Origin of the sequence: Paenibacillus provencensis (assembly GCF_042678545.1) — a bacterium.
GTDB lineage: Bacteria > Bacillota > Bacilli > Paenibacillales > Paenibacillaceae > Paenibacillus > Paenibacillus provencensis.
Map to the genome: position 1 here is coordinate 195,706 of NZ_JBHTKX010000004.1, position 12,504 is coordinate 208,209.

Annotated in this window: 11 protein-coding genes; 8 read left to right on the forward strand and 3 right to left on the reverse strand. The window is 39.2% G+C overall.

Annotated elements, in window-relative coordinates; genetic code table 11:
- Positions 1-158 precede the first annotated feature (158 nt).
- Positions 159-767, forward strand: coding sequence for a hypothetical protein (locus tag ACFQ3J_RS21490; RefSeq protein WP_090727300.1), 609 nt, complete (start codon positions 159-161; stop codon positions 765-767).
- 95 nt (positions 768-862) lie between these two features.
- Here the strand turns inward: ACFQ3J_RS21490 and ACFQ3J_RS21495 are convergent, their stop codons facing one another.
- Positions 863-2,173, reverse strand: a complete 1,311-nt coding sequence (locus ACFQ3J_RS21495; RefSeq protein WP_090727301.1) for a hypothetical protein — start codon at positions 2,171-2,173, stop codon at positions 863-865.
- Between the two features lie 328 nt (positions 2,174-2,501).
- Here ACFQ3J_RS21495 and ACFQ3J_RS21500 point away from each other — a divergent pair, with 328 nt between their 5' ends.
- The 4 genes from ACFQ3J_RS21500 (at position 2,502) to ACFQ3J_RS21515 (ending at position 6,715) form a co-directional block, all read left to right on the forward strand.
- Complete coding sequence (locus ACFQ3J_RS21500) at positions 2,502-2,789, forward strand: hypothetical protein (protein WP_090727303.1); 288 nt, start codon at positions 2,502-2,504, stop codon at positions 2,787-2,789.
- Positions 2,790-2,806: 17 nt separating this feature from the next.
- Entirely contained in the window at positions 2,807-4,678 is a 1,872-nt protein-coding gene (locus tag ACFQ3J_RS21505) for a phosphoadenosine phosphosulfate reductase domain-containing protein (RefSeq protein WP_090727304.1), read from the forward strand.
- A gap of 94 nt (positions 4,679-4,772) precedes the next feature.
- Positions 4,773-6,515 carry an LPD1 domain-containing protein gene (locus ACFQ3J_RS21510; RefSeq protein WP_090727306.1) on the forward strand — a complete coding sequence of 581 codons (1,743 nt, stop codon included), beginning with the start codon at positions 4,773-4,775 and terminating at the stop codon, positions 6,513-6,515.
- Positions 6,516-6,541: 26 nt separating this feature from the next.
- Positions 6,542-6,715, forward strand: a complete 174-nt coding sequence (locus tag ACFQ3J_RS21515; RefSeq protein WP_143042156.1) for an aspartyl-phosphate phosphatase Spo0E family protein — start codon at positions 6,542-6,544, stop codon at positions 6,713-6,715.
- A gap of 109 nt (positions 6,716-6,824) precedes the next feature.
- Here ACFQ3J_RS21515 and ACFQ3J_RS21520 read toward each other — a convergent pair whose 3' ends face one another.
- On the reverse strand, positions 6,825-7,712 hold the full coding sequence (locus ACFQ3J_RS21520; RefSeq protein WP_090727309.1) for a hypothetical protein: 888 nt from the start codon (positions 7,710-7,712) through the stop codon (positions 6,825-6,827).
- Between the two features lie 219 nt (positions 7,713-7,931).
- Between ACFQ3J_RS21520 and ACFQ3J_RS21525 the strand changes: the two genes are divergently transcribed.
- Genes ACFQ3J_RS21525 through ACFQ3J_RS21535 form a run of 3 tightly spaced genes read left to right on the forward strand, consistent with a single transcriptional unit; the run spans position 7,932 to position 9,921 of the window.
- Complete coding sequence (locus tag ACFQ3J_RS21525) at positions 7,932-8,315, forward strand: hypothetical protein (protein WP_090727311.1); 384 nt, start codon at positions 7,932-7,934, stop codon at positions 8,313-8,315.
- Complete coding sequence (locus ACFQ3J_RS21530; RefSeq protein ID WP_090727312.1) at positions 8,312-9,583, forward strand: DNA polymerase IV; 1,272 nt, start codon at positions 8,312-8,314, stop codon at positions 9,581-9,583. The genes ACFQ3J_RS21525 and ACFQ3J_RS21530 overlap by 4 nt, the downstream gene beginning before the upstream one ends.
- Positions 9,580-9,921, forward strand: coding sequence for a YolD-like family protein (locus ACFQ3J_RS21535; RefSeq protein ID WP_090727313.1), 342 nt, complete (start codon positions 9,580-9,582; stop codon positions 9,919-9,921). Before ACFQ3J_RS21530 ends, ACFQ3J_RS21535 begins: the two co-directional genes overlap by 4 nt.
- A 463-nt stretch (positions 9,922-10,384) precedes the next feature.
- On the opposite strand, the gene ACFQ3J_RS21540 is transcribed toward ACFQ3J_RS21535, so the two are convergent.
- Positions 10,385-11,371 carry a DnaA N-terminal domain-containing protein gene (locus tag ACFQ3J_RS21540; RefSeq protein ID WP_379293976.1) on the reverse strand — a complete coding sequence of 329 codons (987 nt, stop codon included), beginning with the start codon at positions 11,369-11,371 and terminating at the stop codon, positions 10,385-10,387.
- Positions 11,372-12,504: the final 1,133 nt, after the last annotated feature.

Sequence of the window (12,504 nt, forward strand, 5' to 3'; positions counted from 1 at the left end):
GTGTATAAATAGAAATATATCTCAAGAAGCCGCCAATTGGCGGCTTTTTTAAGTTGAGGTTTATTTTTAAAATTTTCATGCCGAAAAAAAGGAGAAAATAAAAAAATTAGTTATATTTAGGTTAGATAAAAAAATTTCTATATGAGGGGAAAAGATTTATGAATGCCAAGCGAGTTGTTGATACTATATTGAGGAACAACAATTTTTACAGCTATACTGTGACACTAAATAGCAAGATTAGCAGATGTAATTTCAACAGGCAGGGTAATACAGAGATACAGTTGGAATCATACGAAAGAAAAGAAGAGGAGTTAATTGTAGCAGCTCACGAAGCATCCCATGTTTTAAATTATAATGAGAACGTTACTAATCTTAAACTGCTCTTATGTCTTGAAAAATTGATGAAGTTTACGTTGCTGGGTCTACCTGTCTTCTCAGTATTTATGATAATACGAAATCTATTGATGATAGATTCAACTAATTTAATAGACTTCATATTTAACAGTTACACCTTGTTATGCTTTGCTTCTGGAACATCTTATTATCTATATTATGGTCGTGATGAAGCATTGACGGAAAAGAGGGCGTTGAAAGAATTGGAGAAGGGTATTTTCCCATTAATAGATAACGAACTAAAATTTTTAATTGTAAACGAGAATAAAACAAGGATAGTAACTTGGGTTTATAAAAAGGTATTCCTTTTACTTATTGGACTTATTCTGCTGTTACTTTTTTTAAGATTCCTTCCTGAACTACTTATCATCTAAATTGCTTCACCTAGAAAACTGATCATAAAAAGACAGACGATTATATAAAATCGTCTGTCTATACCCCTAGTAAGAGTCAAGAACTTTCTTCTTCATCAATCGAGTTCGTTCCCATAATAACATGTGACACCTAAATCATTACAATGCATTTTGAATAATTTTAGACGTGCTCCTCCGTCAGCTTTTAACTCTTCTGATACTCGGGATTTAAATGTACCTGAAGATTTAAGATTAGACAATAATGCATTGATATGTTCAACTAATTTTTGATCTAGATCGACATGTTTTAAGTAGATCGGAAGTAATTGCTCTTGACCGTACCAAAAGTAATAATTCAAACCTGCATTGCTCTGGTTCAAGAGGTAATCTCTATAAGTCGCAAAATACCCAGAACTCTGAAGGAGAGCAACAAATTCTTGTGACAAATCATTCCCTACCCAACGTAGCGTTCCTTGATCGATCCATTTTTTCCAAAATTCTGTCAACTCAATTTTTGGAATCTTTTGATTCAATATTAACCAGTTTGTCATCTCATATAGGCTTTCCACTCTATCTTCATACAGATTAACTGATGGGATAATAACATTCCAAATCTTGCGTAAAGTGGAATCATCGTCACTGTAGTATCGAATCAATTTGGGATATGCAAAAATGAAACCCTCTAGTTTCCCCCATTCTTCCCTAAGGTAGCTTAACAAATGTCCCCTTACAGTTTCATCATTTTCTAGAAGAGAAATCCAGAATTTCTTGTGGTAATCCTGGGATTGGGATCTCATCGGCACCACATTAAATAGTTTCGAAAAAAGTGTCTTAATTTCATCTACATGAACAACATTTGGGAGAAGTTGAAGTAACTCTGTAAAGTCAGATGTCGGGTCATTTTCTGATGGGTCAAAATGAGTTTTAACTAGCTGTGTAAAACCTTCTATCCCACCATTAACCATAAATTTTCCTGAATGATTCTGGATGAACAGCCATAAGCTCTCCACATGCGGATAACTGATAATATCTTTTCCATGTGCACAATCATTTCGCTTCTCTCTAAAATATATAGCGTCATTTTTTACAGTCTTAGGAATTAAAAAAATGGTTTTCTCATTTGCTTCATTCTTCTCACTTCTTTTTCCTATTAAACTATTAACTTGATAATCCCATTGTTCAGGCTTTCGTAAATTAGATTGGATACTTTCCCAACTTGCTTTTTCCGGTAAAAGCTCAGGATTTGGCTGACCAGATAATAAAAGACGTTCTCTAACTATAGTAATGAACCCTAGATAGGATAGTATAAAAGCCCCTCTGATTGCAGAGGCCTTATAACAGATTATTGCTTCATCGAAAATTTCCTTGGCCGCAGCTGGAATCGTTTGATGCTGTTTCTCAATCCATAACTCAAAATCTATTTTCATTCCCTGAAAAGCTCCCTTCAAGTCTTGTAGTTACAACCAGATTTATATACAGATAATATCGGTATTTAATCATTATCAATGAACAGTATGAGGGTCTTGTTTCTTCAATGAAGATCTACTAATTATTTACAACACTTTTGTCTCACCTTATAATAAGACTATTAAGATTATTTATATTTTTCTTTGCCGCTAATTTTCGGTAAAGATGGTGAACGCTTCTTTTAAGCTAATAAATATTGGATTGAAATAGGAAGGCTATAAAGCATACGCACTATACGTATGTCTTTGTACGCCTTCTTTTTTTATGTCCAACTAGGAGGAGATAGAGATGAGCAATTTGGAAACCGTGTTTGAAGACGACGGAATGAAGATGCTTAGAGTCTACAGAGCTGGGCAACTGATACTCTGTTTACCTGAAGTAAATCGAATTGCGGCATTAGAAAATCAGATTAATACGGAAACTTTCGATACGATCGAGGAAGTAGTGGCGTTTATCGAAAGTAGCGAGCAGCGTTGTAGCAGATCTTACTCACTGCATCTGATCTTGAGAGCATATGAGTTCGTTAACGAACACTACATCAAGCTTTATTACTACATTCATTCTTCAGGATGTTAGTAGAGGGGGATATAAACATGGAAACTTATGAATTAGTCGAAAACACAACAAAAATTGGGATTCAAAATCGGCTGAAGGACTATAATTCTGTGATCTTAGATACCTGGGATTACCTTGAAGCTGCTGGTTTTTCATTTCATGGGGTCGTTCGAGACTGGACTGCAATTTTTGAGAAGGGTGTATACTTTGCAATCCATCATTTCGTTAAAGATCAACCAGATTTGGATTGTATAGCACCTGATAGCGGCTTTTCATGGAAGGATATATTTCAAGGCGATTCTGTCTCAGGAGCGCTTTTTTTGTTTCTGGAAAAATCAGGATTTAATTTATGGATGCCTGAACAGGCAGCTATAGACGCTTTGGTTGCTACTACAGTGACGGATGACTCTTATATGTTTGGCAGAGACATTTATCCTTCCATGAGTGATTGGAGCTACACGAGTCCAAAGCACAAATTCCAGGTCTACGGATTCCATCGATCCGGCGCTGTACTTATTGAAATTTACGCGCTCAATATTCCTCCTTATGGTGCGAGTAAAGACCCGCTACCGTTTCCAGAGGATCGCTGCCAGCCATCTTTCGATATATTTGATCTGGCAACCGGCGCTTCGCAAAAGCGTAAACAGCGAGCGATCGCGGGGGAAACTTTGGATTTCCTTGAGAAAGTAGATGATGAACTATTAGCTGTAACAAGAGCCAAGATCAAGAAGATCTATGATGAGCACTCTATCATCGGGTTATTAAATTCCGGTGGTGTTGATTCAAGGCTTACGCTGCAGCTGATGATAGAGCATGCAATAAAGAATCCCGATCCATCTAAACGAATCATGGTCATATCAGCTGATACGTTAGTGGAGAACCCAGGCGTTAAACAAATTATTCATGAGCTTCGAGATGCTTTAGGCAGGGCTTTTCCATGGATTGAGTATCACATCGTGGAACCACGAGAGGACAATACCCTGCTCGTATGCATCATCGGTAAGGGATACCAAGCCCCTTCCGTCTCCTTCAAATACTGTGTTCGTCGTCTTAAGATTGAGCCGGCGAGAGAGTTTCTTGAGGCAATGTTTTTGGCTGACGGAGCTGAAGATACGGTGCTGGTGCTTGGTTCGAGGGACAATGAGAGTGTAATGAGAAAACGCAGCCTATCGAAGCACTTTGGTGAGGACTTCTACGGTCATCATCCTGTAGGCAATATTCGTACAGCCTCACCTATTCGAGATTGGACGAAGCAGGAAGTCGTCACGTATCTAGCGTTTAACCGGGGACCATGGAAAAAGGGAGCTCGTAATACTGAGCTTCTAGCCTTTTATGGGAATGCAGCCGGTAGTGAGTGTCCTCTTGGTGCTGCCGTTGTTAATGACAATGAGGCCATGATGCAGTGCGGTAAGTCGGCAAGAATGGGCTGTTACCTATGCACCATATCTCAAGACAAGAGTATGGGAAATCTGATCTCCACTCATCCGGAGTACGAAAAATACTACAAATTCCGTAGAATCCTTAAAGCGATCGGTCAAGATATTCGATATGGAGGTATCACTGGGGTTCAAAGGATAGGTAAGTCTAAAATCGGAAGTGGTATCGGAGATCTAACGATAGATTGTCGAACACATCTCCTGCAGGCGATGGCCAGACTCGATATTGAGTGGCGCAAGAGTGAGATTATCACCGCGTACCAAATGGTATTAGAACGAGAAATGGTGGAGGGATTCCCAGTAACCGAGAGGTTCCGTGATGCAATATTTCAGTTGATCGCTGTATCTGGTTCTATGAAGAATTTCTTTGGTCACTCTGTATTCGATCCATACGGAACAGGAGTTGACCAGGTTACAGAGGAAGACAACGAAGCTATAAAGAGAGTACTTGAAAAGAGAAGAAATATGATCTGATGGGTACATGTATGTGTCTATCGCTTGTTCAGCGTCCTGGCGGACGGTAATAAAAACACCTCCGCCTTGCGCGGAGGAGCATGGAGGTATAAATATGTCCCAACAATCAGTTATGTCACTGTTTGATTACTTTATGTTTGAGCAGGATTATCAGGTGGTTGACCAACACGAGATTTTCTTTAATCCACCGACAGCGGTAGTTGCGTCTAGTAGTTCCGGCAATAGAAAACAATTTGCTTACGACTGTGGTGAGGAATTACGGGGTGCACGAAAGCATCTTGCATCTGGCCTGGTAAAGTTCTCATCTGAGTGGCAGACAGCTATGGAAGTCGATCCTAGCCAGGCATATGATTTAGTCTGTAAAGATGGGTTAATCGGCTCACTGAATGCTGAGAATTTACAAGAAGAGGGTTATACTTCTGAGGCTGCTCTAGTTGTGAAACTTATCTGGGACCGTGTAAGTCAACGACCAGCCGATGATTCAGTTCAAAGAAGATATTTCATACAAGCTGTGAATGAACTGAGATCCTTATTTAGAGACGCGAAAACAGTGGATTCTGTTAAATCTGCAGTCTCAGAGCTGCGGATTAATGTTCGTAATGCCCATTACTCGCAATCCGAGTACCAGGTGAAAAAGAATCCGGAACTGTTGTCCTACTCGCATTGGCTGTCACTAGGAGATCGATTCAAATCTCTTTTTGTTACCAAGTCACGGGCAGTGGCAGGATACCGCAAGATATATAAGAGAGCTTTTGAATCAGAGGAAGGACAGGATTGGAATTGGGCAAAGAAACGAAAGAATCAAAGTAACCGACGACAGTCAAATAAAGCCTACTGGGAGCGTAAAGTACCTGATGAGGTAATCCGCTTATCAGAGAAAGCATCCGGAGTTACGAAGCCTGAGGACTTTATTACTCAATACGGTTTTCGTGGAATTCAGTTCGGTAATTGGGTGGATGATGCTGCAGGAAGATACCACGTACTTTGTTCTGGGAATGCTTGGGCAGATCTAGCTTCTATTTTGAATCTTCCTCCAAAAGCGATCTCATTCTATGGTGCTCTTGGGCTTGCCTTTGGAGCAAGAGGGAGTGGTAAAGCAGCAGCACATTTTGAGGTTTCTACCAACGTAATGAATTTGACCAAGCATCGCGGAGGAGGATCCCAGTGCCATGAATGGGCTCATGCGCTTGATCAAAATCTGTATTCATACTCCCATCAATTCTCGAACGGTAAGCGTGCCTTATTGTCCGGTTCTGAGGCAGGACCTCATCTTCCTGCAGAGTTAAAAGAAGCCTTCGCTGATCTAATGAAGGTGATTAAAGAAGGTAATGGCAAGCGACTAGTGAAAGTTCCTGATCCGCTCCCGCTTCCCCAGAGTCGTTATTACGACAGAATTAAAGGGGCATTGGCGTTAAATAATTACGATATAAGTACTGCATTACAGTCCTTGATTGGCCGATATCGTATAAAGAATAATCAATGGATGGATATTGCCATTTTATATTGTAATCTGCTAAAGGAAGCAGGGAAGGAAGTACCAAAGAGCTTCTACATTCCCTCTGATGAAAGCCTATTTTATTCCGATGCTAAAAACATGGGGGCATACTGGCGTCGTGACCATGAGCTCTTTGCAAGAGCATTTGAATCATGGATTGAAGATGAATTGTCAGCGGCTGGTATGACTAACTCGTATTTAGTATATGGAACACAGTTTGGTAGTCCTTACCCGTATGGTGAGGAGAGGCAATTCATTAATGCTTCTTTCCGCAAATGGTGGGAAATCATGCTGCAGCTAGAAATCTTCACAAATGAACGTCTCTGGCAGAATGCGAATTGATAACTCACAAAATGGGGGGATCCGGAATGGCTAGAACCTTGAAAGAGTTACTGAGGGATATAGAGAGGAAACGCGAATGTTTAAATAGAGCTGAGAAGCGACTAGGGATTAAGTCACCATATGTTCTTAAAAAGTCCCAGGAGCTTGATGCATTGCTAAATGAATATGTTGCTAGAACCACAGCTTGCAGGGAGAAATAAAAAGTTTTGGGAACAGGCAGGATAATATCCGCTTGTTCCTTTTTATATGCTTTTTTAGAGTCCCATTACATAGACTACGAATCTGTAAGAACAAAACAAAGTAAGGACACTAAACGCTCCTTATAATATATTGGTCTACTTTCATTTGAGTGGTCTGTTCTATAACATATAGGTTATTGTTTTCAAGCACTAGTCTCAATTGTAGTGCGTCTGCCATACTATCTTTGAATAATGTTTGGATCAATTGGGGGTTTTCACGTATGTCTTGTTCGAGTCGACGTATATCATTGACTGTTCTCTTGTAACTGCGCACATCATGCATAGCATCTCTCGATGCAGTAATTCCAAGTCCAGGTGGTGCTAGTATAATTGCATTGCCACTGATGTCTTTTAACTCGAGCATCACCGTGTACCCTTTTTTTCGTAGCTTTTCATGATTTTCTTCAGTGATCTGATACTGTAATTCTTTAACTCCTTTAAAGATATATGGCTCTATTAATTCTGGCCAATTATCATAGACCGTTTGCAAAACTGATTTATCTGTCCATGAACCATGTTCGTAAACATTAATCAAATAAGCTTCATTTTCGTTTAAATATAAAAACAACACGGGGCCTGTCCTCGCAACGTAGTTACCATCTTTTTCGTCTGGATGATCTCCAAGATGAAGATGGAGTACCCCCCAGTCGTTAAACATGCCATCAAAAAATGAAATTTTGTCAACCATTTTACTGAGATAGGGGGATATATCCTGCCCGTTTTCAAGTACATCTATTAATTTATCAAAACCATTTTTTAAATGGAGTGGGCAATTGAATTCTTTAGCCAGATGTAAACGACGCTTGCGAGTTACTCCTCCTTTTTTTCTTAGATATGTAAAATATCTGATTACTAGTAGATCTTTCTGTGTCGACTTTGAAAAACGAAGTCCATCAGCTACCATATCCTCGATGATAATGTCTTGCCAATCCGAGACTAGATTCATTTCAATATTCACTGGTCCAACACCTACTTTGACCTTATTCGACCATTCTTTTTAAACAACATAAACTATTCCTCTAATGTTATCAAGCTAAATATTAATTGAGTAAATAAAATCCACTGATTTCATTCCAGAAATCAAAACAAGCTAAAATCCTCCTTAATTTTACATTGATAAAAGAACTAATGTTCGCATATAATACAAACAAATGTTCTTAATGTGGGGTGGATAGTAATGTTGAGTATTGGGCTAAATTCAGACGATATCAAAATTGTTAAGGATTATGCTTTATTGCCGATACTACTCGATGTACTGGAGAAGGACTGGGAACTCCTTTGTCGGTCCGATATCAAAACCTCGGAATTGACTCGAGTGATGATTGAACGGTTACAAAATGCGGCAATGAGTGATTTAACCGCAGCTCGAAAGCTAATGCGAGAAAAGAATTTAAAGGTGTATGAGTATCGTAAGACCAATCATGGCGTTGAATTGCAGTATGTAAGCAAGGGATACCATAGAAAGTTGTCTATGCTTTGGGGACTGATTGAAGCAGAAATTGAGCAACGTTCATACAACTACCTTGGGTTTGAGATTGCAGAAATGGGAGAGCAACTATGAAGACGAAAGAGCGAGTCATTATGTTAGCTGACTGTCAGTCGTTCTATGCCAGTGTTGAAAAGGCAGAGCATCCGGAGTACAAAAATCGGCCGCTCGTTGTTGCTGGTGATCCTGAAAGACGTTCAGGAATCGTATTGGCTGCTTGTCCCATTGCCAAATCTAAAGGAATAACTACTGCTGAAAGACTAGGGGAGGCACTGGCTAAGTGTCCGGACCTTGTGGTCGTCAAACCACGCATGCAGCGGTATATCGATGTCTCAATGCAAATTACTGAAATCTACAAGTCTTATACGGATTTGGTGGAGCCGTACAGTATCGATGAACAGTTTTTAGAAGTAAGCGGGAGCCTGCACCTATTTGATTGCACACCTGAAGAATTGGCCCGTTTAATACAAAATCATGTCCAAGAAGCAACAGGAGTGTACACCAGATTTGGAATATCCAATACTAAAATACTTGCAAAGACCGCGTGTGATAATTATGCGAAAAAGAATGCTGCAGGAGTCTACACTTTAACAAAAGAGATGCTACCAGAGACATTATGGAAGCGACCTGTCAGCGACATGTTTATGGTAGGGAGCCGAATGAAACGGCATCTTACAGTAATGGGACTTACTACGATCGGAAGTGTCGCTCAAACGCCATTATCCAGGCTTAAGGATATGATGCGTCGTAAGTTCGGAAAAAATTCGGACATTCAGGCAGAGATGTACTGGAGAATAGCCAACGGGATCGATGATAGTCCAGTGCGCCCTGGCACTCACCAAGATGCACCTAAATCAGTCGGCCATATGATGACCCTGCCCAGAGACTACGGAACCATTGATGAAATTAAGGTTGTTCTGCTGGAGTTGACTGAGCTAGTCTGCCAACGCTGCCGTACACTTGGATTAATGGGGAACGTAGTGTCAGTAGGATGCTTAGGCGCTGATTTTGACCGACCTACAGGCTTTTCTAGGCAACTTAAAATGGAAGACCCGACGAACATAACCAATCAAGTTTACCAATGGGCCTGCAAGCTGTTAGAACAATTCTGGGATGGATTCCCGATTCGTAGGGTGGGTATCAGTTTGTCTCAGCTTTCACCTGACAATGAATACCAGGTATCCATGTTTGACTCCTGTCGTGAGAAATCTATGGCTCTTGAACGAGTTACTGATGCTCTAAAACAGAAGTACGGGGATACAGTTGTCATGCGCGCTGTTTCCAAAACGGCAGCGGGTCAAGCGGTCGACCGATCTGATAAAATAGGAGGTCACTTCAAATGACAACTCGAAAAAAACTCGAAGGTAACGGATTATGGGAGTCAAGTCGAATGATGCTCCCGGAGCATAAAGAGGTAATAATACGGCAGCAGGTTGAAGAAAACAAAAAAACAAAACCAATTCTAGATTCCCAAGAGGTAGAGCTCATCCAACTCGCACTTGCAGAGTCTCTTCATCAACATCGGCGTATAAATTTGCAATTATATGATGAATATAAAGACATACATCTGAGCGGGTTCGTTGTTTTGATAAATGCTTACAAAAGGGAATTTAAATTTGTCACTAATCGAGATGAATGGCATTGGGTAAGTGTTCAGGACATCGTTTCAGTTAGCTCATAATCTAATGAGAATTTTTTTAAGATTGCTAAATAACTAACTAGCAATCTTTTTTATTTTTTATGCATATCTTTTTCATCCATTCAATAATGTTGTAGGAGTATAATATCGTTTTTCTTACTTGTAGTGCTTCTTTCGTTTTTTTTAATTGTATTTATTTGTTCTCAAAATATGAGATAGGGTCTCTCAACATCTGATCCAAACTCTCTCAAATCTTCAGAGAGGGCCTCTCAGTTATTGACTAGCGAATAGGCCTTTCAAAATTTGAAAGGCAGCTTCTCGAAAATTGAGAGGCGAGATTTATTAGTTAAGCCGCCTCTCAAAAATTGAGAGACGAAGCTCTTCAAATTATTATACCCCGCTACTCAAATTTTGAGAGGCGGCTTCTAAAAATTTGATAGTCGGCATTTCAGATTTTGAGAAGCGGACAATTACATAAAAAAAACAGACCATGAGGTCTGTTTCACTAATCTAACTGTACACAATCAAAGTGTATCTCGCTGATATCGCAGGCAAAAGGCAAGACAATTTGTAAAATCGTATCTTTATACCGTTCTCTTAGCCAATCCCTTGTAAAGGGGACTGGAGAGTATACTGTAAGCACTTGTCCTCGCTTAATAGCAAAAGTATTTTTAAACCAAGTATCGAAAGAAGGACGGGAAAGATTTGTACTTATTCCACTTAATACTTGATCCCATAACTTTGTGTCTTCATCGGTACGCTCTTGTTCGAGTAAGCTTATCTTGTTGAGTGCTTCCTTTTCCAATTGCAGCACTGATTTTTCTTTACGTACTACAGTGCCATGTTTAACAACATCATCATAAATCTCTAAGTAGTCAACGGCTGGGTTCAGGTTGAGAAATTGATCAAAATTCGCAACAATCCCCTGCATGTACTTATCGTGATCAAGTTTTAATTCAGTCGGAAGCTGCTCATAGAGCTCCTGGGGCAGGAAAGGGACCTGCTTACGAACCTTATAGAGGGGACTTTCCTCCATATTATTCATGTCTGCATTCTGAACATTAAAGACAAGTACGAAACCATATCGCTCAAGATTGCCTAAAAACTTTTTAATCGTGTTTCGACTCTTGTTCATTTTCAAGCTAATTAGTTTGAGATCTGGCCAGCAATAATCCTTATCCCCATAGCAGTATCGTTTCAAATGAGCATATAGAGCTACACCCTCAGCACCGAGAAAATGACTCCAATAGTCAAAGATATAATTACTCAGAATAGTAACGTGACCATCTACATAGGGAATAGGCTGCCCGTGCTTGTCCAAGCTGAACTTACGAACATTCTCTTCTGTAATATAGATTTTCTCTAATTCTTTTTCGGTGTAGATTTGTTCAACACCGTCGACTTTTCTTACCTTAGGTGTCTCTGTACCCGTTGGCCGATACCGATAATACATTAACTTATGTTGTGTACCTTTTAGGTTTTTGTCGATCATAAAAATACTCCTCTAACGCCCTATAACCAAAGCAGGTGAACTTCACAGAGTTTTGAGACTATGATAAAATAGCCATAATCTAAGCAATGTGAATGAAGTCCTTACTTCCTCACATTTACTGTCTTATGCTTGGCGGCCGCGGACAGCAAATGTTGACTAGAATGAGGGCTTTATTTTTTTATGTAGCAGCAATTCAATTCATTCTAATATATATATTAATATATTACCTTCAAAGTTCTACATATTTCCACTCCTTATTTTGTGACAGAAAAATAAATTATGAAGAATTGAAAAAAGCTATGTCGCATACTGTTTGTTTATAGATATTGTTTGTTATTTAAAATGATTAACAAATTGATTGTTTGTTTACAAGTCTATGAATCTATTGAATTGACAGGCTTTCTAGCACTTTGCTGTCACAAGATAAGGAGTTAACAGTCACAATTTGGGGAGTATAGATGTCACAGTTAGGGGAGTAGGGTATCACATTTGCAAGAGTAAGCCGTCACAATAAAAGGAGTAGAGGTGTCACAATTAGAGGAGTAGATATAGTAAAATTTCACCCAATTTGTTATCGATTATATACACACAAATTATTTCTTCCTTGATCCTGGTCTAGCTTGTTGATACTGATATAAAAGTTTGCTCCTTATATTGTGACAGTAATGGTTGATTACTCCTAAATTTGTGACACTTGTGATGGATACTCCTTATATTGTGACAGCTAGGAAGTGATAATTATGAAATCACTCCTTTATTTGTGACAGACAAAGGCCGATTCCTGCAAATTTGATGGCATACGTAAAGAAAGACACCAGTTTAATGTGTTTTACTCCTAAGTTTGTGACAGAAAGAAAATACTACTCCTTAAAGTGTGATAGTTTGCTTTATTTACTCCTTTATTTGTGACAGCTAAGGGAATATGATTCAAATAACTCCTCGTTATGTGACAGAAAACTAGAAAGAGACTCCTCATTATGTGATAATTACGTTCTAGAAAGCATAAAAGCTCTCTAATATAAGAAAGAAAATTCAACTGATTTAATATGTTCGGAAAAAAACTCCTCTTTTTGTGACAGAAGTTCAGTTACTAAAGGAATTTATTTACTTTTATCTGTCACATATAAAGGAGT

Coding starts and splice junctions, on each gene's coding strand:
- ACFQ3J_RS21540 (WP_379293976.1), bottom strand. CDS start 11,371: ATGATCGACAAAAACCTAAAAGGTACACAACATAAGTTAATGTATTAT.
- ACFQ3J_RS21490 (WP_090727300.1), top strand. CDS start 159: ATGAATGCCAAGCGAGTTGTTGATACTATATTGAGGAACAACAATTTT.
- ACFQ3J_RS21530 (WP_090727312.1), top strand. CDS start 8,312: ATGAAGACGAAAGAGCGAGTCATTATGTTAGCTGACTGTCAGTCGTTC.
- ACFQ3J_RS21510 (WP_090727306.1), top strand. CDS start 4,773: ATGTCCCAACAATCAGTTATGTCACTGTTTGATTACTTTATGTTTGAG.
- ACFQ3J_RS21515 (WP_143042156.1), top strand. CDS start 6,542: ATGGCTAGAACCTTGAAAGAGTTACTGAGGGATATAGAGAGGAAACGC.
- ACFQ3J_RS21525 (WP_090727311.1), top strand. CDS start 7,932: ATGTTGAGTATTGGGCTAAATTCAGACGATATCAAAATTGTTAAGGAT.
- ACFQ3J_RS21495 (WP_090727301.1), bottom strand. CDS start 2,173: ATGAAAATAGATTTTGAGTTATGGATTGAGAAACAGCATCAAACGATT.
- ACFQ3J_RS21500 (WP_090727303.1), top strand. CDS start 2,502: ATGAGCAATTTGGAAACCGTGTTTGAAGACGACGGAATGAAGATGCTT.
- ACFQ3J_RS21535 (WP_090727313.1), top strand. CDS start 9,580: ATGACAACTCGAAAAAAACTCGAAGGTAACGGATTATGGGAGTCAAGT.
- ACFQ3J_RS21505 (WP_090727304.1), top strand. CDS start 2,807: ATGGAAACTTATGAATTAGTCGAAAACACAACAAAAATTGGGATTCAA.